This is a genomic window from Chryseobacterium sp. Leaf404 (assembly GCF_001424145.1).
Taxonomy (GTDB): domain Bacteria; phylum Bacteroidota; class Bacteroidia; order Flavobacteriales; family Weeksellaceae; genus Chryseobacterium.
This window is the reverse complement of record NZ_LMQM01000010.1, coordinates 436,809-460,793: the sequence shown is the minus strand read 5'-3', so window position 1 is coordinate 460,793 and position 23,985 is coordinate 436,809. Positions and strand designations below refer to the sequence as shown.

At 36.6% G+C, this 23,985-nt stretch carries 24 protein-coding genes; 7 read left to right on the top strand and 17 right to left on the bottom strand.

What is annotated here, in order from left to right; genetic code table 11:
• Positions 1–20: 20 nt before the first annotated feature.
• The 6 genes from ASG31_RS07880 to ASG31_RS07855 form a co-directional block, all read right to left on the bottom strand.
• Positions 21–629 (bottom strand): Crp/Fnr family transcriptional regulator, encoded by a 609-nt coding sequence (locus ASG31_RS07880; protein ID WP_056030276.1) that lies wholly within the window; start codon positions 627–629, stop codon positions 21–23.
• A gap of 16 nt (positions 630–645) precedes the next feature.
• On the bottom strand, positions 646–1,116 hold the full coding sequence (locus ASG31_RS07875; protein ID WP_056030273.1) for a PPC domain-containing DNA-binding protein: 471 nt from the start codon (positions 1,114–1,116) through the stop codon (positions 646–648).
• Positions 1,117–1,121: 5 nt separating this feature from the next.
• On the bottom strand, positions 1,122–1,517 hold the full coding sequence (locus tag ASG31_RS07870) for a MauE/DoxX family redox-associated membrane protein (RefSeq protein ID WP_056030271.1): 396 nt from the start codon (positions 1,515–1,517) through the stop codon (positions 1,122–1,124).
• A 68-nt stretch (positions 1,518–1,585) separates the two neighbouring features.
• Complete coding sequence (locus ASG31_RS07865; protein WP_056030268.1) at positions 1,586–2,440, bottom strand: NAD(P)-dependent oxidoreductase; 855 nt, start codon at positions 2,438–2,440, stop codon at positions 1,586–1,588.
• Between the two features lie 15 nt (positions 2,441–2,455).
• Positions 2,456–2,746, bottom strand: coding sequence for a DUF3861 domain-containing protein (locus tag ASG31_RS07860; protein WP_056030265.1), 291 nt, complete (start codon positions 2,744–2,746; stop codon positions 2,456–2,458).
• A gap of 2 nt (positions 2,747–2,748) precedes the next feature.
• Positions 2,749–3,870, bottom strand: a complete 1,122-nt coding sequence (locus tag ASG31_RS07855) for an aldo/keto reductase (protein ID WP_056030262.1) — start codon at positions 3,868–3,870, stop codon at positions 2,749–2,751.
• Between the two features lie 335 nt (positions 3,871–4,205).
• Here ASG31_RS07855 and ASG31_RS07850 point away from each other — a divergent pair, with 335 nt between their 5' ends.
• Positions 4,206–4,832, top strand: a complete 627-nt coding sequence (locus ASG31_RS07850) for a chloramphenicol acetyltransferase (RefSeq protein WP_056030259.1) — start codon at positions 4,206–4,208, stop codon at positions 4,830–4,832.
• Between the two features lie 84 nt (positions 4,833–4,916).
• On the opposite strand, the gene ASG31_RS07845 is transcribed toward ASG31_RS07850, so the two are convergent.
• The 3 genes from ASG31_RS07845 to ASG31_RS07835 form a co-directional block, all read right to left on the bottom strand.
• Positions 4,917–5,303, bottom strand: a complete 387-nt coding sequence (locus ASG31_RS07845; protein WP_056030256.1) for a MauE/DoxX family redox-associated membrane protein — start codon at positions 5,301–5,303, stop codon at positions 4,917–4,919.
• A 158-nt stretch (positions 5,304–5,461) separates the two neighbouring features.
• Positions 5,462–5,908, bottom strand: a complete 447-nt coding sequence (locus ASG31_RS07840; protein ID WP_056030253.1) for a hypothetical protein — start codon at positions 5,906–5,908, stop codon at positions 5,462–5,464.
• Between the two features lie 2 nt (positions 5,909–5,910).
• The gene (locus ASG31_RS07835; protein WP_056030250.1) at positions 5,911–6,693 is read right to left on the bottom strand and encodes a hypothetical protein; all 783 of its coding nucleotides are present in this window, start codon (positions 6,691–6,693) and stop codon (positions 5,911–5,913) included.
• Between the two features lie 447 nt (positions 6,694–7,140).
• Here ASG31_RS07835 and ASG31_RS07830 point away from each other — a divergent pair, with 447 nt between their 5' ends.
• Entirely contained in the window at positions 7,141–9,543 is a 2,403-nt protein-coding gene (locus ASG31_RS07830; protein ID WP_056030247.1) for an alpha/beta hydrolase family protein, read from the top strand.
• Positions 9,544–9,624: 81 nt separating this feature from the next.
• Here ASG31_RS07830 and ASG31_RS07825 read toward each other — a convergent pair whose 3' ends face one another.
• The 5 genes from ASG31_RS07825 to ASG31_RS07805 all read right to left on the bottom strand — a co-directional run bounded on the left by ASG31_RS07825 (position 9,625) and on the right by ASG31_RS07805 (position 15,237).
• The gene (locus tag ASG31_RS07825) at positions 9,625–9,873 is read right to left on the bottom strand and encodes a DUF6952 family protein (RefSeq protein WP_056030244.1); all 249 of its coding nucleotides are present in this window, start codon (positions 9,871–9,873) and stop codon (positions 9,625–9,627) included.
• A 5-nt stretch (positions 9,874–9,878) separates the two neighbouring features.
• Positions 9,879–10,184, bottom strand: a complete 306-nt coding sequence (locus ASG31_RS07820; protein WP_056030241.1) for a thioredoxin family protein — start codon at positions 10,182–10,184, stop codon at positions 9,879–9,881.
• 122 nt (positions 10,185–10,306) lie between these two features.
• Positions 10,307–10,939 (bottom strand): peroxiredoxin, encoded by a 633-nt coding sequence (locus tag ASG31_RS07815; RefSeq protein ID WP_056030238.1) that lies wholly within the window; start codon positions 10,937–10,939, stop codon positions 10,307–10,309.
• A gap of 143 nt (positions 10,940–11,082) precedes the next feature.
• A complete protein-coding gene (locus ASG31_RS07810) occupies positions 11,083–14,022 on the bottom strand; it encodes a M16 family metallopeptidase (RefSeq protein ID WP_056030235.1) in 2,940 nt (979 codons plus the stop codon).
• Between the two features lie 21 nt (positions 14,023–14,043).
• Positions 14,044–15,237, bottom strand: a complete 1,194-nt coding sequence (locus tag ASG31_RS07805; protein WP_056030232.1) for a pyridoxal phosphate-dependent aminotransferase — start codon at positions 15,235–15,237, stop codon at positions 14,044–14,046.
• A gap of 160 nt (positions 15,238–15,397) precedes the next feature.
• Between ASG31_RS07805 and ASG31_RS07800 the strand changes: the two genes are divergently transcribed.
• From ASG31_RS07800 to ASG31_RS07780, 5 genes are all read left to right on the top strand, one after another.
• Complete coding sequence (locus ASG31_RS07800; protein ID WP_157844451.1) at positions 15,398–16,219, top strand: GLPGLI family protein; 822 nt, start codon at positions 15,398–15,400, stop codon at positions 16,217–16,219.
• Between the two features lie 63 nt (positions 16,220–16,282).
• On the top strand, positions 16,283–16,918 hold the full coding sequence (gene rsmG, locus ASG31_RS07795; RefSeq protein WP_056030226.1) for a 16S rRNA (guanine(527)-N(7))-methyltransferase RsmG: 636 nt from the start codon (positions 16,283–16,285) through the stop codon (positions 16,916–16,918).
• Between the two features lie 63 nt (positions 16,919–16,981).
• Positions 16,982–17,389, top strand: a complete 408-nt coding sequence (locus tag ASG31_RS07790; protein WP_056030223.1) for a hypothetical protein — start codon at positions 16,982–16,984, stop codon at positions 17,387–17,389.
• Positions 17,389–17,931 carry a hypothetical protein gene (locus ASG31_RS07785; RefSeq protein WP_056030220.1) on the top strand — a complete coding sequence of 181 codons (543 nt, stop codon included), beginning with the start codon at positions 17,389–17,391 and terminating at the stop codon, positions 17,929–17,931. The genes ASG31_RS07790 and ASG31_RS07785 overlap by 1 nt, the downstream gene beginning before the upstream one ends.
• Positions 17,928–20,630 (top strand): PD-(D/E)XK nuclease family protein, encoded by a 2,703-nt coding sequence (locus tag ASG31_RS07780; protein ID WP_056030217.1) that lies wholly within the window; start codon positions 17,928–17,930, stop codon positions 20,628–20,630. Before ASG31_RS07785 ends, ASG31_RS07780 begins: the two co-directional genes overlap by 4 nt.
• A 56-nt stretch (positions 20,631–20,686) precedes the next feature.
• On the opposite strand, the gene ASG31_RS07775 is transcribed toward ASG31_RS07780, so the two are convergent.
• The 3 genes from ASG31_RS07775 to ASG31_RS07765 form a co-directional block, all read right to left on the bottom strand.
• On the bottom strand, positions 20,687–21,865 hold the full coding sequence (locus tag ASG31_RS07775) for an acyl-CoA dehydrogenase family protein (RefSeq protein WP_056030214.1): 1,179 nt from the start codon (positions 21,863–21,865) through the stop codon (positions 20,687–20,689).
• A gap of 82 nt (positions 21,866–21,947) precedes the next feature.
• On the bottom strand, positions 21,948–22,736 hold the full coding sequence (locus ASG31_RS07770; protein ID WP_056030211.1) for an NUDIX hydrolase: 789 nt from the start codon (positions 22,734–22,736) through the stop codon (positions 21,948–21,950).
• Positions 22,737–22,760: 24 nt separating this feature from the next.
• Positions 22,761–23,939 carry an MFS transporter gene (locus tag ASG31_RS07765; protein ID WP_082504507.1) on the bottom strand — a complete coding sequence of 393 codons (1,179 nt, stop codon included), beginning with the start codon at positions 23,937–23,939 and terminating at the stop codon, positions 22,761–22,763.
• Between the last annotated feature and the right edge of the window lie 46 nt (positions 23,940–23,985).

Here is a 23,985-nt window from a genome sequence, read left to right as displayed (position 1 = left end):
AGTTGCGACGAGTTTAAAATTTAATATTCAGGATTTAAATTTAAAGTTGGTTTTTTTAACAGAAGTTTTTTACGGATTCTGCTGACGGTTTCAGGAGCTAAACCCAAGAATGAAGCAATCAGATTATGCGGAATTCTTTTAATGACTTCCGGATTTTTTTTAGAAAATTCAAGGTATTTTTCTTCGGCAGTAAAGCTGTTGGAAGCAATCAAACGGTAATCTTTCGTAACCAGACTGTTTTGATATAAAATCCTGAAATATCTGTCCATCACAGGAATTTTCAGCATTAAGTTTTCATAATCATTGAGAGTGATGATGAGCAATTCTGTTTCTTCGACGGCATCAATATTCAAAACTGCTTTTTCCTGACTGATAAAACTTTTAAAATCTGAAATCCACCAGCCTTCAAACGCAAACATATTGATGTTTTCACCGCCTTTTTCATCCTCAAAATACGATTTCAGTAAGCCTTTGCTCACGAAGGAAAGATGTGTGCAGACTTCACCTTCCTGCAGCAGAAACTCTTTTCGCTTCAGATTTTTCGCTGAAAAGAACGACTGTAAATCTTTCTTTTCCGCTTCGGTTAAACGTACTTTATTTTGAATATGAGAAATCAGAATATCAAACATTCAGGCAATTTAAAAATTAAAACTGATCATCAGACTTTTCGAAATCATAGAGATTGATTCCAATGTCTTCATTTTTGGTTTTAAAAACAGGGATTTCCATTGGATAAAAGAAAAATTCTCCGGCTCCACGAATCTTTGCATCCTGCAAATGTCCCGCAATCGCTGAATAATCCTGCCTTCCCAAAGTAATGTGCAGGTGTAGCAACGGTTTGTCTTCTGTCACTGAAACATTTCCGGAAATATTGGTCACTTCCATCTGTTCGTCGAATTTTTTATCGACGTAATTTTTTGTGGTAAAATCGAAAAATCTCAGCGTCGCTTCACTCACTGCGCCGATTCCCGTCACCTGACCGGATTTGATATTCTGATTTAATATAAAATCATTCAACGCCTGTACGATGCTCGATTGATCTTTAATGCTGACGATATAATTGTTTTTAATCTTTTTGGCGGTCCACAATTCGCCTTCTAAAATTCTTTCGGTCATATTAATTAAATTATTGATTGATGTTCTTCTAAACTGTATTTAAGATAAAACCACAACAGCGCAAACAGGTACAGACAGTGGAGTATCTGTGCTTCTATGGCCGACCAGTTTTCAACGGAGCTGCTACCCAAAATCAGAATGCTCATCAGGGCAAATGATGCGTAGATTGTCGGTTTCGGTTTAAAACCAATCAACAGCACAACTCCCAGAATCGCTTCTAAAAAAGGCAACAGGTATCCGAAAGGTGTGATTAATATTTCAGGAATAACTGATTTCTCCATAGATTTTATCATTCCTTCGGTAAAAGCCTGCAGTTTTGGAATTCTTACCAATCCGTGGCCTGCCAAAGAAATGGCAATGGGAAGTCTGAGGAAGAAAAATAGGGTTTTAAAGTCTTTCATAGTTTTTGGTTGGGTTTTTGGAGATGTAGATGGGAGCGGGAAGTTTGTATGGTTCTTTTAAAATATATTTAAGCTCGGTTCTTCTTTAAATAATTAATAATTCCAATGACGTCATCTTTTCCGAAGCCTTCTTTTTGTGCTGACTGATAGGTTTCAATTAAAGTTTTTGAAAGAGGGAAATCGGCGCCGGCATCTTTGGCGAGGAGAATGTCTTTTAACATTAAGTCCAGTGAAAATGCAGGTTGGTAATTGTCTTCAATCAGCAAAGGCGTTTTCACTTTTGTAGCTCCACTTCCGCTGGCACTTTCGTTAATAATGTCGAGCATGTCTTTTCTTTCAATCCCCAAGTGATCTGATAACAGAATCGTTTCTGCCAAGCCCTGATACAATGTCGATATAAAATAATTAACTGACAGTTTTGCTGCCAGACCTTTTCCGTTTTTTCCTAAATGTTTGATCTGCTTTCCGAGTTTTTCCAAATAAGGCGTAGCTCTTTCAACATCTTTGTCTTCGCCGCCAACCATGAAAATTAAAGTGCCTTCAGCAGCAGGTTTTGTACTTCCGGCAACCGGAGCATCCAGAAATGAAGCTTCCTTAATTTTCAGCGCATCGGCAATTTTTCCACTGGCTTCCGGCGAAACTGTACTCATATCAATAAAGAGTTTCTCCGAAATATCCAGTTCTAAAATCTGTCTGTAAACATCCTTTGCCGCTTCATCATTAGTCAGCATTGTGAAAATAATATCACTGTTTTCCACCAGTTCTTTCACGTCATCAGCTACTTTTGACTCAGCTTTAAACTCGTCTGCTTTCTCCGCAGTTCTGTTGTAAACAGTTAATGGAAATCCTGCTTTTTCAATGTTTTTTGCCATCGGATGTCCCATATTTCCTAACCCGATGAAGCCTATTTTTTCTGTGCTCATATTCTACTGTCTAAATTAATAACTTTTAAGTTTTTTCATGAATTCTGAAATTGCCGGACTTAAATCTTCAAACAGCGGATGATTTTTATTTTTAATTAAAACTTCTGTAAATAATTTTAAACCTAATGTAAATTCAAGAGACGTTTTTTCATCTTCAAAGAGATTTTTATTTTTTATTAAATAGAAAATTTTAAAAAGATCATCATGGTTTTCAAACTCAAAAGAAAGATTTTTGCCGGCCATCGAGCCATCTATTAATTCTAATTCTTTCAGATCAATATGGTATTTGTTAATTCTTTTTTCCATAATTAAGCTTTTGGTATTGGAGCGTTTTCTTCAATTAATTTTTCCTTTTTCAATTCTGCCCAAAAACCCGCAGGAATTTTTTCATTAAATGATGCTGCATTTTCCTGAGCCTGTTTCACGGTATGCGCTCCCGGAATCACTCCCGAAACCACGTCTGGAGCCCCTGCAAACTGAAGCGCTGCCGTGCGGAGATTCACTTTATGATTGTTGGCAACATGCTGTAAAGCCGTCAGTTTTTCTTTCACGCCAGCCGGAAAATCGCCATTGTATAAATATCGGTCTTTACCTGAAAGAAAACCCGCGCACAGAGGAGCTCCAACAACAATCGAAATGTCTTTTTCAGCAGCTTTTGGAAAGACTTTATTTAAATCAGCCTTATGCTCAATCAAGGAATACTGACATGCAGACAGGAAAATATCAGGATCTGAAACTTCCATCGCTTTTAAAATCGGCTCGATGGTGTTGACACCAAATCCCCAGCCTTTGATCAGGCCTTCCTCGCGCATTTTAATCAGTTCCGGCATTGCACCTTTGGCGGCGATATCAAAATATTTTACCCAGTCACCCTTCATATCCTTATTATCCGGAGAAAGATCGTGGATGAAAACAATGTCCAGAGAAGCCAGTCCGAGGCGGTGGAGGCTGTCTTCCACACTTTTTCTCACACCGGCAGCGGAGTAGTCGTATTCGTATGAGAAGTTGAGTTTTCCTTTCCAAAGTGCATCAAGTTTGAAGTCGTCATAAGGTTTCAGAATTCTGCCGATCTTTGTTGAAAGCGTGAAATCATCCCGTTTTTTATCTTTCAGAAACATTCCCATGCGATGTTCGCTGATTCCCAAACCATACCACGGCGAAGTATCAAAATAACGTACACCTGCATTCCATGCAGCTTCCATAGATTGCAGACATTCGATATCGGGATTGACATTAAAACCGTTTCCCAAGGCGACACCGCCAAAACCTGATTTATATTTCGGTCTGAATCTTTTACCCAAACCGCTATTTTCAAATTGTCCCATTGTATTTCTGCTTGATAATTGTGAGGCAAACGCAGGTGCAGCGCTGGATGCCATTAATCCTGCAGCAGCAAGTCCGCTGTTTTTCAAGAAAGTTCGTCTTTCCATTTTCTAATATTTTTGTGTGGTGTTTGCCTGTATTTACAGCATTTACCAGACCATCCCCATTATTACAGCTCCGGTTTATTCAATTTTAACATAATTTTTTCAACTTTCCATTTGCGAAATCTCTTTTATTCAAAATTTAGGGTTTATCAGGTAGAAAATTTATAAACATAAATGAAGGCTGAAGTTCAGAAATTAATAGTCGAACAATTAAATCTAATTGATGAAGGCATTTGTCACATACTTCCTCCACTGAATATGATTTGTTACGTTGTATTTATCTGAACTTTCATTTCCACAATCAATAAATCTTACGGAAATTTGCAAAAAAGAATTTCATGAAGATCATCGATTTTGAAAACTGGAACAGAAAAGAACATTTTGAATTTTTCTCATCATTAAAAAGTCCGTACTTTGGTTTCACCACAGAGGTTGACTGTACAATTGCTTACGACAATGCGAAGAAAAACGGATATTCTTTTTTCGCTTATTACCTTTACAAATCGATGGTCGCCATTAATAAGGTAGATGCCTTAAAACTCAGAATTGTAGACGATAAGATTGCTTTGTACGATACCGTTCACGTAGGAAGTACAATTGGCAAGGCAGACGGCACTTTCGGTTTTTCATACTTTGAATTTTCCGATGATTTTTACACTTTTAACGAGCGTTTGCAGGAGCAGATAACAACGGTTCAGAACACGAAAGGTCTGGGAATAAAAAATGAAGTTTTACCACCCAATCACATCAGACACACCACAATTCCGTGGAATTCTTTCACGTCGATTCTGCATCCTACCGATTTTGATCCTAAAGAATGCATTCCCAAAATAGCTTTTGGAAAATTCAGCGAGCGTGACGGGAAAAAGATAATGCCTGTTTCCATCGAAGCGCATCACGGTTTGGCGGATGGTATTGATCTGGCGAAGTATTTTGAGACTTTTCAGGAGGAGCTGAACAAGTAAATTTGGGATTTTTTAATTTTGATAGCTATCACCAAACCTTGTAAGGGTTTGAAACCCTGACAAGGTTTTTTTGTAGATTTTCATTTAAACTTTATTCTCAGAACTGTATTTTGTATAAAACCAGAACAGCCCGAAAAGATAGAATGAATGCAGCAGTTGCGCTTCAATTGCCGACCAGTTTTCAACAGAACTGCTTCCCAGAATCAGAATGCTCATCAGTGTAATTGCCGCGTACAGCGTATATTTTGTCTGAAAACCAGTCAGCAAAATTATTCCGAGTAAGGCTTCCACAAAAGGCAATACATAGCTGAACGGCAAAATAAGCACATCCGGAATTGCAGATTTCTCCAAACTTTTCATCATGCCATTACTGAATTCTGCAAGCTTGGGAATTCTTACCAAACCGTGTCCCAAAAGCGAAATCGCCATGGGAAGTTTCAGGAAAAAGAAGGATGTTTTGAAGTTTTTCATGTTGTGGTGTTTGATGCTAATTTAGGGAGTATATTTTGGATAAGCAAAAAACCTGCTGGTGGGCAGGTTTTTGCTAAACTTACCCCTCTAAAAGCGAAGCAAAGTTTCTATTTTGTTATGCAATCAAATATTAATTTTTCTAAAGCCTTGCGTAAGATTTATGAACATTTTTTCTTTAATGCAGGTATGAAATATTTTTTATATATATTATATGCATATTTACAATTTATACCCGTTGCAACAATACTACCATGTACAGCATCGGAAAACTGAGCGCTTATATTTACTTTTGAACCATCATTAGTCTCCTCTAAGTTATAGTTTTCAAATGAAATTGAACAATAATTAATTCCCTTGCTCATAGGAGTTAAATCAAAATCATATGTGTAAAGGAAATTCTTACATTCTATACTAAACTCTTCAGTAAATATCCATAGAGATGTGTATATGTTTACCCCCTCTTGATTTTTGTATTCCGAAATTAATATATCTTCCAATTCAAATTCAAAAACTTTTAAATTTAATTCTAATATATGATTAACTCTATCCTTTAATACTTTTGTAAATGGCAAATTTTCTAAATAATCACTAACTATTTTACTCATTGTTATATTTTATCTTTTTTATCTCTAATTTCAATTATCATTCCTTCAACATAATGGACAATATGACCTAAATAATTTGGAACAAATTCTTCACTTTTATAATCCCATTGCCATTTATAATCAATAGGTTTTTCCTTTTTTCTATTTTGTTCATAGTGTTTGTGTAATAAAGATTTAATTATTTCTTGAATTTGAGTTGTGACTTGAAGTTCTATTTTCATTTTTTTAGAAGTAGCTGCAAAACTAATATCTGGAATATCAAATTCAAAATGTAAATTACTATGAGCTGCATAATATCCTTCCTCACGAGCTTCAAAAGAACTCTCAAATTCCAAATTATTATCTTTCGAAAAATCTGCTAATTTATTTATTATAAATTCAACGCCATCCAGATATTTTACGGTAATTGTTGTTCTGATAATATCAGAAACTTTTTCAAACCAATTATCTGGAGTAATCCATCCACCTAAAGGTTCATCGGGAAAGTTTTTATTATTTAGAATATTTTTTCTGTAAGCCTTAATGATTAAGGAGTCTAAGGATTTTGTGTATATTTTTGGGATATTTTCAGGGATTAATAAGGTCACACCCTTGCTCAATAAATACTCATCGTTCAATTCTCTTAATCTACCGATTAAATTAGTCCAAAATGCCGAATCCTCAAAATCTTTCTTTATTTTATTAACAACTGTATTAAAATAGTATTTATATTTATCATCAATGTGAAATCCAAGCTCTCCTTTAATCCATTCTAAAAATTCTTTTTCATCGTTAGGTTTATTCATATTTGATCTACTTTGGCTAATATTTGATAATTAATATTTACTCACTTATTACGTTTTCAAATATACAAATCTAAACATTATAAAACTTTTGGTATATCATAATTTTAAAATATAATAAAAAGATTTTTTCGTCATCAGAATTTATAACAATGTTTAATATCTGGAACAAAGCTTTTACTAATATAAAATCTTTTCGGAGATTGTTCATATTTCTTTCAGAAATAATATTCTTTTATCCGAAAATAGTGATGGAAACTTGAAACAAACCTAAAGATTTTAAATTGTTTTAAATATTAGTTTTTAGTTAATTTATCCAATACTTCATTAATTATTTTTAATCCTGAAGCCAAAAACTAATTTTAGTTCGTCAATTCAATGATCGAAATTTATTTACTTGTATTCCTTAAAAACTATTTTTCATTAATTTCGTCAAAAATCAATTAGAATATGAAGATTAAATTAACCATCTGTTTGCTGGCTTTTCTGAATTTTTATGAAGCGCAGGAAAACATCGGCTATCAAAAGCCTTCTGCGGAGATTTTGCAGCTGGCAGATTATGACAGACCACCGAGCGTTCTGACTAATTCAAAGAAAGACTGGGTTGTTTTTGTGTACAGACCAACGTACAAAACGCTTGACGATCTCAATCAGCAGGAAATGAAACTGGGCGGTTTGAGAATTAATCCGGTAACCAATATTTCAAGTTCAGTCACGTACATCAACAATCTGAAAGTACGGAAGATGAATGATAAAACGGAAGTTCAGGTAAAAGGTCTGCCTCAAAATCCGAAGATTACCAATACAAGTTTTTCGCCGGATGAAAAGAAAATGGCCTTTACCAACACCACCGACAAAGGGGTAGAACTTTGGGTAATCGATTTGGAAACAACAACAGCAAAAAAAATCAGTCAGGATAATCTGAATGCCAATTATGGTTCGCCTTACACGTGGATGAAGGATTCTCAGAGTTTCCTTTTAAAAGTACTTCCGGCAAACCGTCCGAAACTGATCGATGCTTCAAAAGATTTACCGACAGGCCCGATTGTTTCTACTGCAGACGGAAAAGTTTCGCAAAACAGAACATATCAGGATTTGCTTAAAAATCCTCAGGATGAAAAGAATTTTGACAACCTGATGAGCTCTGAACTGTATCATACAGACCTGAACGGAAATCAGAAAAAATTCAAAGAAAAAGATCTGTATGCCGGTCTGTCTTATTCTCCGGACGGCAAATATCTGATGGCAACTACCATAAAAAGACCTTATTCCTACATCGTTCCATTGAACCGTTTTCCGATGACTTCAACTGTCTACGATGCGAGTGGAAATGTAGTAAAAGTGGTCAATGAGATTCCTCTAAATGAAATTATGCCTAAAGGTTTCTCCTCTGTAAGAATGGGGAAAAGAGACATGAGCTGGAGAAGCGATATGCCTGCAACTTTGGTTTACGCCGAAGCTTTGGATGGTGGTGATCAGTCTAAAACTGTAGATTTCAGAGATGAAGTTTTCACTTTGGATGCTCCTTTTAACGGAACTCCGAAGTCATTCTTCAAAACAAAACAGCGCTACGAAGGAATAAGCTGGACCAACGATCATTACGCTATTGTTTTGGAAGGCTGGTACGATACCAGAAATACAAAATCTTATCTGATCGACCTGAACACCGGAAAATCTCAGGTGATCGAAGACCGGAATTATCAGGATGTTTACAGTGATCCGGGAAGTTTCAACACGACCAAAAATGATTTTGGAAGATACGTTGTGAATATGAAAGGGGAGAAGGCTTACCTTATTGGGGCGGGTTTTACGAAAGACGGTCAGCATCTTTTTGTGGATGAGCTGGATATGAAATCTTTAAAAAAGAAAAGACTTTACACCTCAAATCTGAAAAATGCCAAGGAAGAAATCATCGATATTATTGATCCTAAAAAAGGTGATGTTTTAACGATACAGCAGTCGGCAAGTTCCTATCCGAATTATTTTAAGAAGAACATTAAATCCAATAAATCTGAACCGGTAACGCAGTTTGCCAATCCTTTTGAAAGCATTAAAGATGTGTACAAGGAAGTGATTACATACAAAAGAAATGACGGTGTTACTTTGACGGGAACGCTTTATCTGCCTGCCAACTACGACAGAAAAGCAAAGAAGGAAAAGCTACCGTTGCTGATTTGGGCATACCCAACAGAATATAAAGATAAAAATACAGCAGGGCAGAACACACAAAACCCGAACGATTTTACGTTCCCTTATTACGGTTCGTTTGTTTACTGGACGGCAAAAGGATATGCGGTTTTGGATGATGCTGCATTCCCAATCATTGGAGAAGGAAAAACGGAGCCGAACGATACTTTCATCACGCAGTTGGTTGCCAACGGAAAAGCGGCAATTGATGCCGTAGATCAGTTAGGCTACATCGACAGAACAAAAGTGGCTGTGGGCGGACATTCTTACGGAGCGTTCATGACGGCGAATCTTCTGACGCACTCCAAAGATTACGCCTGCGGAATTGCCAGAAGCGGTGCGTACAACAGAACTTTGACGCCGTTTGGTTTCCAGAGCGAACAGAGAAATTACTGGGACGTACCTGAAATTTACAACGGAATGTCTCCTTTTATGAATGCCGACAAAATGAAAACTCCGCTGTTGCTGATTCACGGTGATGCAGACAACAATCCCGGAACATTTACTTTGCAGACGGAAAGGTACTTTCAGGCTTTGAAAAACCTTGGAGCACCGGTGAAAATGGTTCTTTTACCTAAAGAAGCGCACGGATATGTTGCCAAAGAAAACATTCTGCATCTGCTTTGGGAACAGGATCAGTTTCTGGAGAAGTGTTTGAAGAAGTAAAATTGATAATGAATTTAAACAAACTGCCCCTGAAAGTTTCATCTTTCAGGGGCAGTGTTTTTTTAGTTTTTAAACTAAAATTTATTTATCAATAGATCCCAAAACCTTTTGTGCAAAAGAGTTTAAGGCATCTTTCTCGCTCATTCCGTTTTGTACGTTGGCGTGTACTTCCAAAGCGCCGCAAATATTGGTGATCAATTCTCCGGCGACATTCATATCTTCTTCAGTGGTTCCTCTGAATTCTGTAAAGCTCTCAAGAACTTCCAAAGTTTTTTCTAAATTTTCAGGAGTCTGAGTCTGAAAAAACTGTCTTATAATCGGTAGTTTCATTGTAATTAAAGTTCGTTGAATAATTCAATTAAACTTTCAGCTTTGTTGGATTGCACCTGATTGACCAGATCTCCGTTTTTGAAGATGGCAAAGGTTGGCAAATTGTCAACTTTAGCCAGTTTTCTGCTTTCAGGAAGTTTCTCTGCATCCACATATAAAAAAGGAATTGCATCATTCTCAGAAGCTAATTTTTTGAATTTCGGCTTCATAATTCTGCAGTTTCCGCACCATGTAGCTCCGTATTGTACCACAACTTTTTCGTTATCGCTTACAATGTTTTGCAACGTATCTTCCGCTAATTCTGTATACATAAGTCAAATTTTAGGATAAAATTTAACAATGTAACAATATAACAGTGTACCGGTTTACCAATATTATCGCATGGTATTGTATTGTTACATTGCTGGATTGTTACACTGTTACATTAAAATTTTTAATTTTTAGCTAAATACTCAGCAGTGGAAGTTCTGTCTGCTTTCATAGCATCTTTTCCTTCTTCCCAGTTGGCAGGGCAAACTTCACCGTGCTTCTGAACGTGAGTGTAAGCATCGATCATTCTTAAGAATTCTTTTACATTTCTTCCCAAAGGCATATCGTTCACTGCTTCGTGGAATACTTTTCCGGTCTCATCAATAAGGTAAGTAGCTCTGTAAGTTACGTTAGAACCTGTGAAAACTTCATTTCCTTCTTCGTCAAAATCAAGATCCTGATCTACAATATCAAGAAGATTTGCCAACTGTCTGTGAGTATCAGCCAAAAGCGGGTAAGTTACTCCTTCAATACCACCGTTGTCTTTTGATACATTTAACCAAGCGAAATGAACTTCGTTTGTATCACAAGAAGCACCGATTACTTTAGTATTTCTCTTTTCGAATTCAGGTAAAGCTTCCTGGAAAGCGTGAAGCTCAGTCGGGCAGACAAAAGTGAAATCTTTCGGGTACCAGAATAAAAGAACTTTCTGTTGGTTTTCTGCAGCTTCCTGAAATACATTGATTCTTAAATCATCACCCATTTCAGACATTGCGTCAATCGTTACATTTGGGAATTTTTTTCCTACTAAAGACATAATTTTCTTGTTTTTATTTAAATTTTTCTTGTGCAAATATATTGCTTTTCGTCTATTGAATTCAAACTATCCAATAAATAAAATCTATAATTGTTTTGGGTTTCGATAAAAAAAAGCTCTCAAATTTGAGAGCTGATTTCGTTTTAATATCCGAAGATTTCTGTAAGGCTTAGCTTTTTCACTTCGCCTAATTTCTTCATATCCTCTTCCTTCACTTTATCTTTCGATGCCACAATGCAATATGTGTAATTCTTATTTTTCATTTCTTTATTGTGGAAATTGTTGAGATCCGTAAAATTAAGTTTCGGAGACTGATCGTAGACATTTTTTCTCATGTCAAAATTGTTTCCGAGTCTTTGGGCGGCAAGATAATTAAAAATGATTCCGTCCTGAGTAACTCTTTCAGCAGCAATCGATTTTCTTAAAGAATTTTTTGCTGTTTCTACCAACTGATCAGATTTCGGAAGTTCATTCAGCAATTCGTTCATAGCGACCGTTGCATCATTAAATTTATCAGCCTGCGTTCCCACATAAGCAATTACCGAACTTTTATCTTCTTTTTTGGAAGGCATCGAGTAGGCAGAATAGCTTGAGTACGCCAAAGCTTTAGACTCTCTGATTGTCTGAAACACAATAGAACCCATTCCGCTTCCGAAATAATTATTGAAGAGCTGAGCAGTCGGGGTTACAGTCGGATTGTATGGCTCACCGTTTTTCACCCAGAAAACTTCAGCCTGAACCATATCAAAATCTGAAAACAGAACTTTGTTTTTGTCGGATGAAATTTGGGTAAATGTCTTGGACTTCGGCATATCCTTTAAATCTGATGCCACCGGATGGATAGGTTTTAAAGATGCAGTCACTTCAGTTCCGGTTTTTGGCCCGTAATAAAGAACTTTATGCCTGAATGTAAATAAATCTTTCAGGATCTTAACCAAATCTTCGGCCTTCAAAGCATCCAGTTCAGTATCGCTCAAAACATTATTGAAGGGATTCTGAGCACCGTACTGTGCATAGCTTCTTAATCCAGCCATGATCGATCCTTTGTTCTGCTTGGCATTGTCTCTTGCCTTTCTCAGACGGACTTTGTAAGCTTCCAAAGCTACCTGATCTGCCTGACAGTTTTTAATTAGATCTTCAAAAAGCGCTGCTGTTTTCTCAAAGTTTTCATTTAAACCTTCAATTGAAATATAGGTCGTTTCATTTCCGGCACCAACGTTAAAGCTGGAAGCCAGTTTGTAAAACTCCTTACTGATATCTTCTGAAGATTTATTTTTAGTTCCCAAATACTGAAGATATTCTGCTGCCAAAGGCAACATTTTATTGCTCCATTTCCCAGCCTCGAAATAGTAATACATTCTGAATAATGCATTATCATTGTTTTTAACGGAAAGAACATCAACTGTTCCCAGTTTGTTTTTCGTTATGTCTTTGTCGAAATTCAGCCAGATTGGGGAGATAGCATTTTCAGGCATTGCATCAATCTTTTTCAGGAACGGAGACTGATCTTCTCTGTTCACCGAAACCGGAGTGATGGTTGGTTTTTCTACTTTAGCGATGTTTTTGTCTTCGCCTTTTCGTTTATAAATCGCTACGTAATTATTGTTCTGAAGATATTTTGAAGCAAAATCCATAATATCTTTTTTAGTTATTTCAGAAATTTCTTTCACGTATTCCAAAGCAACTTTATGGTCAATTTCCGAGGTGAATTCGCTCATCAGAATATCGGCTCTTGAAGAATATTTTTCATCCCGCTGAATGATGCTTTTCTTTTCGTTGTTAACGATAGACTGGATCAAATCTTCAGAGAAATCTCCTTTTCTAAGCTTTTCAATCTGTTGGAGAAGCAAATTTTTCACTTCATCCAAAGACTGACCTTCCGTAGGTCTTCCGCTCAATAATAAAGTGGAATAATCTTTTAAAACATAAGGGAAAGCACTTGCTCCAAGGAGTTTTTGTTTCTTAACTAAATTTAAATCAATCAATCCTGCCTGTCCGTTAGTCAGCATACTTCCCACAAGATTCAGCATTCTAGCATCTTTGGTTGTTGCGCCCGGAAATCTGAAACCCATCAGCAAACTTTCAGGATTCGGGCCAAAAACTTCTCTGGTAACGGGATTAGTGATCGCTTTTTCCTGTCCGACAACATAATTGGGAACTGCCTTTTGCTTCATGTAAGAAAAAGCCTTGTCGATTTTGGCAATAATTTCATCAGGATTAAAATCTCCTGACATAATGATTCCCATATTATTGGGAACATAATAATTATTGTAATATTCTCTGATCGCCTTTAGTGAAGGATTTTTCAGGTGCTCAACCGTTCCGATTGTAGTCTGTTTTCCGTAATTGTTGTTCGGGAAAATGGCTGCAAAGAATGCTTCATAAGATTTATCGTCATCGTCATCCAACGCTCTGTTTTTCTCTTCATAAACAGCTTCAAGCTCAGTATGGAAAAGCCTCAGGATCGGTTCTCTGAATCTCTCGCCCTGCAATACCAGAAATTTATCAACCGCATTCGCAGGAATATCTTCTGTGTACACCGTTTGCTCTACAGATGTGAAGGCGTTTGTGCCGTCGCCACCCATAGAAGCCATCATTTTATCGTATTCGTTGGCGATGGCATATTTTGCTGCCTCTCCGGAAACTTTATCAATGTTTTTGTAAATCTCTTTTCTCTTGGCTTCGTCTTTTGTTTGATTGTATTGTTCGTACAAAGCATCAATCTGATCAAGCAAAGGCTTTTCTTTTGCCCAGTCTTTAGAACCAAACTTGTCTGTTCCTTTGAAAAGCATGTGCTCAAGGTAATGCGCCAAACCTGTGTGGTCAGCCGGATCGGTTTTGCTTCCTGCTTTTGTAGCAATGTAAGTCTGGATTCTCGGCTCCTTATTGGTCGGACTTAAAATAACCGTTAAACCATTTTTTAAGGTATAATATCTTGCGGAAGTAGGATCGTTGGTCACGTATTTATAGGTGTAACCGTTAGATTTTGCTTCCTTCCACTGGAAATCCTGTGCCTGCGCATAACCACAAAAACTTGCAGCAGCAATGCTTGTAGTAATGGTCAGTTTTTTAAATAAATTCATCTTGCAAACCTGTGTTCTTTTTTAACTGTATTTTTCTAAAGTTTCTTTAATTCTTTTCATGGCTTCTCTCAATTCTTCCTCTGAAGCTGCATAAGAAAATCTAATGCATTCAGGGCTTCCGAAAGATACCCCACCGACGCAGCCTACGTGAGCATTTTCAAGCAGGAACATTGCAAAATCGTCTGCATCATTTATTTCAGTTCCGTTCAAAGTTTTTCCGATGTAATAAGAGATATCAGGGAAGAAATAGAATGCTGCTTTAGGCAAAAGAACCTTGAAACCTTTGATTTCTTTCATCAGTTCAAACATCAGATTTCTTCTCTGCTCGAAAGCATCGATCATGTATTTATATTCTGAAGGATCTGTTTTTAAAGCTACAATTGAAGCTCTTTGAGCAACGGTATTCGCTCCGCTCGTCATTTGTCCCTGTACTTTTTCGCAGGCTTTTGCCAGCCATTCCGGGCACGCTGAATAACCGATTCTCCAGCCAGTCATTGCAAAAGCTTTGGACATACCGTTGATTACTGCGGTTTGTTCGTACACTTCAGGAAACTGTGCGATGGATGTCGTTTTAGTCTCATAATTTATGTATTCATAAATCTCGTCTGAAATGACAGTAACGTGAGGATATTTCGCAATCACTTTTGCCAAAGATTTCAATTCATCGTACGTGTAATAACCTCCTGAGGGATTACAGGGCGAACTGAAAAGAACGGCTTTTGTTTTATCATTTATAGCCTCTTCAAGCTGTTCTGCAGTGATTTTAAAATCGGTAACATAAGAAGTTGGAAGCATTACAGAATTTCCACCCATCATTTTTACCATTTCGTCGTAGCTTACCCAGTAAGGTGTAGGAAGAATTACTTCATCCCCATCATTTACGATTGCTGCCAAAACGTTGATGATGGCCTGTTTTGCACCATTTGACACGCAAATTTGTGAAGGTTTATATTCTAATTTATTGTCTCTTTTTAATTTATCTGAAATCGCCTGACGCAATTCTAAAAATCCAGGAACGGGAGAATAGTGGCTGTAATTTTCGTTGATGGCATCAAAAGCAGCCTGTTTGATATTGTCGGGAACATCAAAATCCGGTTCACCTAAAGTTAAGCTTATAACATCTATGCCTTCGGCTTTCATCTCTCTTGCCTTGTTAGACATCACAAAAGTCTGTGAGTAACCCAGTCTGTTTACTCTATCTGATAGTTTATTCATGAATCTTTTTGTCTTTCGAACAAATATATAAATTATGACCTTAATTAAAAATTAAAATACAGCTGATGTTTGAGAATTTAGCTTGTTATAAATGTTTTTTACCAGTAAAATATCACGTAAACAAGAGATTTTTTATTTATTTTTGAGAAAATTTAAAAAAATGATAAGGCTTCTTTTTCTACTCGCAGCAGCAACGCTTGCCGGACAAAACTACAGATTCGTTTATGAGTATAAATTCCGTCCAGATGTTGCTTCCAGAGATTCTTTGGTTACAGACTATATGAATCTCGATACTGATGGAAAAGAATCTTATTTCTACAACGCCGCAAAATTTGAAAAAGATTCTGTCTATGCCGCTACAAAAGATTCTAAAGTACTTTCCGAATTCAAAAATTTCGACAGAAACCTTACGTACACCATTCACAAAACATATTCTCCGAAGAGCATAAAATTTTACGATAAATTTCAGACTGCAAATCTCGTTATCAATGAAGAAAAATTTCCGGTGTGGAAAGTTCAGAATGAGTTTAAAAAAATCGGAGATATCAACTGTCAGAAAGCGACTGCAGATTACAGAGGAAGAAGCTGGACAGCATGGTTCAGTAAAGAATATCCGGTGAGCGACGGGCCTTACAAATTTTCAGGTTTACCGGGGCTTGTGGTTCAGATTAATGATACTGAAAATGACCATCAGTTTAATTTAATTCAAATTAAAAAGACAAAAAATACGTACAGTTTTTTACCTAAATCCAACAAGGACATCAGCGAAAAGGAATTCAGAAAGCTTTGGGCGGAATACCGTTTTACTCCGGATGAAATCAACAGTATGAACATCAATTCAAAGGAAGGAAACATGACTGTACAGTTGAAAGATGGCTACACCAGCAAAATCAGCCTTGATAAAGTAAAAAAAACAAAGAATTTAGATGCAGCACTTTCTTTGATTCTGTCAAAATCCAAAAACAGAATAGAAAGAGATTAATCTGTTTCAAAGCTTGATTCAGGACAGGAAAAACTTTACTTTTGCTCAAATATACTATTTAAGATGTCTACAGCGTTATTATTAAAATATTTTCCCGATCTCACGGATGTTCAGAAAGCCCAGTTTGCTAAACTCGAAGGTTTGTATGGAGAATGGAACGAAAAAATAAACGTAATTTCCCGGAAGGATATGGAATCGCTTTATGAAAAGCACATTCTACACTCTTTGGGAATTGCAAAAGTGATGGAATTTGCTCCCGGAACGAAAGTTTTAGACATCGGCACCGGCGGCGGTTTTCCCGGAATTCCTTTGGCAATTCTGTTTCCGGAAACTCAGTTTACGCTGATTGATTCTATTGGTAAGAAGATTACTGTGGTAAACGCAGTAGCTGAAGGCGTAGGACTGACCAATGTAACAGCCATTCACGGTAGAGCTGAGAAGCTGAAAGAAAAATTCCATTTTGTGGTCAGCAGAGCAGTGACTCAGATGCCGGAATTTCTTCGTTGGCTGAAAGGAAAATTTGAAAAAGAACAGATCAACCAAAAACACAACGGAGTTCTATATCTGAAGGGTGGAGAGCTTGCTGAAGAGCTTGCCGGATTGAAGTGTGAAATTTTTAATCTGAAAAATTATTTTGATGAAGAATTTTACGACACTAAAAAAGTAGTTTATTTATCAAAAGGTAATTTTAATTCTTGATTTGGATATCATAAGGAATAATTTTTGATGAAAATTTAAAATATCTAAATAAAATTTAATGCAATGAAAAATCTACTCAACATAGGCTTTATCGCCATTCTTTCTGGCTTAGTTTTTACATCCTGTAATGATAATGAGGATTATGAAACCATCCAGTCAGTGGAGAAAGTTAAAATTGACAGCGTGGCTATTGTAAGCGATACCATGAGCGTTTTTGATGTACAGAGCATCAGAACATATCAGAAATTTACACAACAATGCGAAGGCTTTTATGGTTACGATTACGCTCACACCGCAGATTTTGACAGAACTATTACTGCTTATAAGTTTAAAACCAATGCCAATTGTGGTTCGGGAACTTTTAAAACTTACAATCAGATCAATTTTGCTCCGAAGGTCGCAGGGAAATATAATTTCAAATTCAGTACCGGCGATAACACGTTCATAACAAAAACAATTGTAGTTCAATAATGAAATATAGATTTTCAGCTTTTTTACTTTTAATATCCTTTGTCTTTATTTCAGCTCAGAAAATCTACTGGAGTGAAGGGAGGAAGCTTACGTGGGAGGATTTTCAAAGCGATAATAATAAAGATAAAGACAGCAGTGTTGTTGCATTTGCCAATGTAGGTATGGGCTATAAAGCCGAAACTACTACAGATCCAAAAGCACCAGTAACTATCAAAGTTTTAGTTTTTTTTGATGTACAAAAATCATGGAAAGTGGATGGAATTACTGGCGAATGGACTTTAAATCACGAACAGCTTCATTTTGATATTGCAGAACTTTACGGAAGAATATTACGGAAGAAAATATTTGACGAAATTAAAAATTCAAAAGATTATCAAACTAAGTTTGAAGAAATTTACAAGTCTAATTTAGCAGAATATAAGCGTTTTCAGCGCCTTTACGACAAAGAAAGTAATCATGGAATTGATGAGGAGAAACAGCTCTTTTATAATAAAACAGTTGCTGAAGAACTTAAAAAACTAGACAAATACCGCTCACATTGAAGTTTCTTAATAAAATAATCGATGAACTGCTGGCTCAGGAAAGCGATCTTTCAAAATTCAGCATTGTATTGCCGGGGAAAAGGCCGATAGTTTTCATCCGCCAGATTCTCGAAGAAAAAAAATATTCCGGTTTTTTGCCGGATTTTTTTACGGTGGAAGATCTTATTGTGGATATCGTTGACCAGCAGCCCATTCAGGGGATTTCTCTGTGGTTGTTTTCCTATGATGTTTACAGAAAACTTAATCTTATTCCGCAGGATAGTTTTTCAGACTTTCTGAAGTGGTTTCCGACATTACAGAAAGACTGGGATGACATTCTGAAATTTTCAGATTCCGACACTGCAGTTTTGCAGTACATGTTTGATGAAGAACGCATCAAAGAATGGGCTCAGGATTTGGGGGATCAGGATGAGGTTCCAAGAAAAAAGTTCCTGAACTTCTGGAGGAACATGAATATTTATTTGCCGGCTCTGAAATACGCGTTGCTTGAAAAAAACTGGGCAACTTCGGGAATGATTCATGAAATAGCGACGGAAAAAATTCAAAAATATGCCACAGAGACGGATAGAAAATTTGTTTTCTGCGGATTCAATGCTTTTACACCCGTCGAAGAAAAACTGGTAAGAAACCTTTTGCAGTGGGACAAAGCGCAGTGTTATTTTCAGGGAGACAGATATTATTTCGACGATGAAAGACAGGAAGCAGGGAAATTTCTGAGAGATCACAAAACATGGAAAGAATTCAATGACAGCCGTGAATTTACATGGATTGAAAATGATTTTAACCAGCCAAAAAACATTAAAGTTTACGAAGTTTCGGGGAATATCACGCAGACCAAAATTTTGCCTGAAATCTTTAGAGAAAGCCTTGATGCCGACTACTCTGACACTGTCGTTGTGCTTTTGGATGAAAATCTTTTGCCAGCAAGTCTTGATGTAATGCATGCTGTGGATCATCTGAATATCACAATGGGTTTTCCGTTAAAAAACCTGTCTTTTTCCAATGCTATAAAACAACTTTTTTATCTTCAGAAACAGCTTGAGAAGAATAAAACAACTTACTATTACAGAGATATTTACCCCATTCTTGAAGAACTTCCTGCGTCGGAATCTGACGAGAAGATTATCTCAAATTTTAAATCAAAAATAGAGGAGAGGAATATCGTTTATACCTCGAGAAACCTTTTTTCAGAGCTACTTTCTGAGCTTTCTTATTTTAAACTTTTGCTGAAAGCCGATTCGGCTCAGATATATCTTGATTTATTGACAGACTTTTGTGTCGGTTTGAAATGGCTGGAAATTGACGATATTCAGTACGAAAATATTTCTCATTTCGAAAATGCTTTCAGGCTTTTGAAAAACCAGATTCTTCCGTATCAGTTTGATATTAAAATGGAAACGCTCGAGGTTTTGATCAATCAGCATATCAACACAGAAAGTATTGATTTTCAGGGTGAACCTCTGAAAGGCCTTCAGGTAATGGGACTTTTGGAAACACGTTTGCTCAACTTTAAAAACGTCATTCTCTTATCGGTAAACGAAGGAAAACTTCCACTCGGAAATTCTCAGAACACCTACATTCCTTTTGACATCAGAAGGCATTTTGAGCTTCATACATATCTTGAAAATGACAGTATTTATGCCTATCATTTTTACCGCTTGATTCAAGATGCTGAGAATGTGCATTTGCTTTACAATGCTTTAAGTTCTGGTGTGAATACAGGTGAAAAAAGCCGTTTTATCACGCAAATCGAGATGGAAAGCAGTCATCACATCGAGCATTTAATCATAGAAAACACTAGTGAGCCAATAAAAACAGAACCGATTGAAATCCAAAAAACTGAAGCTGTAATGCAGAAACTTCAGAGCTGGAAAGAGAGGGTTTCAGCTTCACATTTAACGAGCTATCTTTATAATCCTGTTGATTTTTACACTTCTAAAATTTTAAATACATCTGAAACAGACGAAATTGAAGAAGAACTTTCTGTAAGAAATTACGGAAATTTGGTTCATTATTCACTTCAGGATATTTATGAAGTATTCAAAGGTAAAGTTTTAAAGGAAAGTGATTTACAAAAATCAATTCAAGCAATTGATCATTACATTGACGGAGCCATTGAAAAGTTGAAACACCAGCCGGAATTTTACGAAAAGGGGATGAATTTTATACACAGAGCCATCGCTAAAAAGGTGATTGAATCTGTTTTAAATGTCGACCTGGATCTGATTAAAAATGGAAACGAACTGAAAATTATCGACATCGAAAGAAAATTTGAAAATGTAGATTTTTATATTGATGAAGAGTTAACGGATAAAATCTCTTTTTATGGGTATATTGACCGTATTGATCAGCTCAACGGAACCATCAGAATCATTGATTACAAAACCGCAAAAACAAAAAATCTGACGATCAAAATTGATGAACTGAATCAGGATGATTATTTCCAGAACAGCGACCGGAAACAGGCAATGCAACTTTGTCTTTACCAGTACGTTGTTCAAAGTCTTCCTGAATTTTGGGGACTGCCAATGCAAACAGGAATCTGGAGTTTTGCTGATGCCAAAAAAGGAGTAGTGGCACTGGAATTTGCTCAGGGAGAATTGCAGAACGCAATGGTTTCTATACAGAATTTAATTCTTGAGATTTTAAATCCTGAAATGAGTTTTGTGGAAAATGTAAAAACTTTTGCCGGAAATTAATTGGAAAAAATAAACCTTCAAGGTTTCTAAAACCTTGAAGATTTAAATGTTATATTTTAGAATGCATTAAAACCGGTAATATCCAATCCCGTAATCAACAAATGAACATCGTGGGTTCCTTCGTAAGTGATTACAGATTCTAAATTCGCAGCGTGACGCATCATCGGAAATTCTCCCATAATTCCCATTCCACCAAGAATCTGTCTTGATTCTCTGGCAATATCAATCGCCATTTTTACGTTGTTTCTTTTCGCCATAGAAATCTGTGCCGGAGTAGCTTTATGGTCATTTTTAAGATTTCCTAACTGTAAACAAAGCAACTGAGCTTTTGTAATTTCAGTTAAAAATTCAGCCAATTTTTTCTGTTGTAATTGGAAAGATCCGATTGGTTTTCCAAACTGTTTTCTTTCTTTAGAATATTGAACAGCAGTACAGTAGCAATCAATTGCCGCACCAATTACACCCCAAGAAATTCCGTAACGGGCAGAATTTAAACAGGATAACGGTCCTTTTAATCCTGTGACGTTGGGTAATAAATTTTCTTTAGGAACTTTAACATCATTGAAAACCAGTTCGCCAGTTTTTGAAGCTCTCAAACTCCATTTGTTGTGGGTTTCAGGAGTGGTAAAGCCTTCCATTCCTCTTTCAACGATTAATCCCTGTACTTTTCCTTCTTCATTTTTGGCCCAGATTACAGCAATATCGCAAAGTGGTGAATTGGTAATCCACATTTTGGCTCCATTCAGAAGATAATGATCTCCCATATCTTTGAAATAGGTTTCCATTGAGCCTGGATCTGAACCATGATTAGGCTCAGTAAGACCGAAAGAACCGATCATTTCGCCTGATGCTAATTTTGGTAAATATTTCTTTTTTTGCTCTTCAGAACCGAACTCATTAATCGGAAACATCACCAGAGAACTTTGAACAGAGGCCGCCGAACGAACCGCGGAATCTCCTCTTTCCAGTTCCAGCATAATCAAACCATAAGAAATCTGGTCAAGCCCTGAACCGCCGTATTCTTCAGGAATGTATGGTCCCAAAGCACCAATATTTCCCAATTCTTTCATCAGATTCGGCAGATCGGTGTGGTTTTGAGCAGCCTGATCTATATTGGGCATTACAAAACTTTCAACCCAATCGCGCACAGACTCTCTGATGAGTTTGTGCTCGTCGGTTAAAAAAGCATCAATTCCAAAATAATCTGGTATGCTGGTAAGCGGATAATATGACATAAAATTTTGTTTTCCTAAAAATAAGATTTTTTAAACTCTGACAAAAAATTATCTTGTATAAAAAATGAAAAACTAAAAAATCTTATGCGAAATCGTCTTCCAAAAAAGTGTAAGGCTTTGATTTTGAATGGTATTTCTCTATAAATTTATAAAGATAGGGTGCTTTGTTTGCTGAGCCATCATATAATTTTTCAAGTCTTTCGAGCATATTCATGCTTAAAATTTTTCTCTGAAAATTGTTTCTTCTGAAAGATTCTCCCAAAATTGTTTCATAAAGACTTTGTAAATCTTTCATTGTAAATTTCTCCGGAAGAAGGTTTGAAGCTGCCACCTGAGTATCAATATTGTCTCTCAGAAACTCAAGCCCGGATCTGATGATTCTGTCGTGGTCAAAAGCCATTGCAGGAAGTTTGTCTACCTCAAACCAGGCGCATGTTTCATTGAATGCATCGGGGAAAGTGTTGGCAAGTGAATAATCAATCAAACTGCAGTATCCTACGGTTATAAAACGTTGTAAAATCCAGTGATTTTCGCTTACATCAAGACCTTTGTTCTGTATTAAAGTTTTATGTACATTATTTTCGGTACGGCTCATCCTTCCAAAGGTGTGAAACTGTTCCAGAAAAATATCTTTAAGATGCGTTCTTTCAAACAAAACCCTTGAGGCAGCATCGCGGAGGTCTTCGTCCAAAAAAACAAAACCTCCGGGAAGTGAGTACAGATCCAAATCATGATATTTTAAAAGCAAGACTTTCAAAATACCGTCATGAAAGCCGAAAATAGTACAGTCTACCGACAGATTTGGGATAAAATCTTTGCTGTCGATAAGTTCTTTCAGGGTTTCAATATTTTTATTATGGTCTGTTTTCATGCTGTAAAAATATAATTATTTCTATTATTTTTGATTAATCGCTTTAAAAAATGAAATTCCGAACAGAAAAACGATGCTTACAGCTGCAAAAATAAAGACTGCGTAGAAATCCAGCATTTTGTTTTGAAACAGGATGGAAATCAATGCTGAACTCGCCGAACTGCCCAGAGATGAAAAAATAACGATAACAGAGGTCAAAACGTTGATCCTTTCTTTGTCTGCAGATGCAATCATTTTTGAATTGGCAACGGGATAAAGCGGTGCCAGAAAGAAACCAATGACCGGAAAAATAAAAAGCAATACTGAAGACTTTCCGCTGTGTGTAAACTGGACTGCAATGATAATACTCAGAATCACCAGAACCATCGCAACGCAGAGGTAGAAATAATTAGACAGATCAAACTTTCTGATCAGCTGTGCGGTGAAGATTCGGCCCAGATAACTGAAGACTGCCAGAAAAGACGTAGCCTGCAGAGCAAAAAATGAATCTACACCCAAATGATTTTTGTAATACGACGGCAGCCAGGAATTAAAACTCTGTTCGGTAAAAACAATAAAAAAAAGCAGGCCGAAAAAAGCGATGAATGCAGGTTTTCCAAACCCAGTCAAATCTGGAAGCAGGGAAGCGTTTCTGTTTTCCGTTTCGGTGATTTCAACTTTGGTGAAAAGATAGAGAGTAAAAAAACTCACCAGTGCAATTCCGATGAAGCCGAATTTCCAGAATTCTCCGTAATCACTTGAAATGAGCCAGCCAAATCCGGTGTTGACCACAAAAATTCCTATCATAAAAGATGCTTCAACGCTGCTCATGGTTTTTGTTAAAGTTTTTTCTTCTGTAATATTATTCTTTATGATATTAAATACGCAGATTTTTCCCAGCGCAAAACAGGTTCCGATTATGGCAAACCACACTTTGTAAAACCAGAAAACTTCAACGAAGGGCAGAATGAGAGAGCAGAGGGCAACAATAAGTAAAGCTGAGATCAGAGAAATTTTGGTTCCTGTTCTGCTGATGAAACTCACTGAAAAAAGAGAAATGAATGCAATAGGCAAGTCTTTAAAAGCCTCCAGCAGTCCAAGTTTGTTGTAGGAAACATCTTCAGAAGAAAGTTGTAAAATAATAATTCCCATGCAGTTCAGCACCATGGAGAAGATGAGGAATGTGAGTTTCAGTGGAAGGGCAATTTTCCTTGTAGCAGTCATTTACGGGAAGTTTTTTTCATTAAAAATCGTCAATTTCTTACAAATT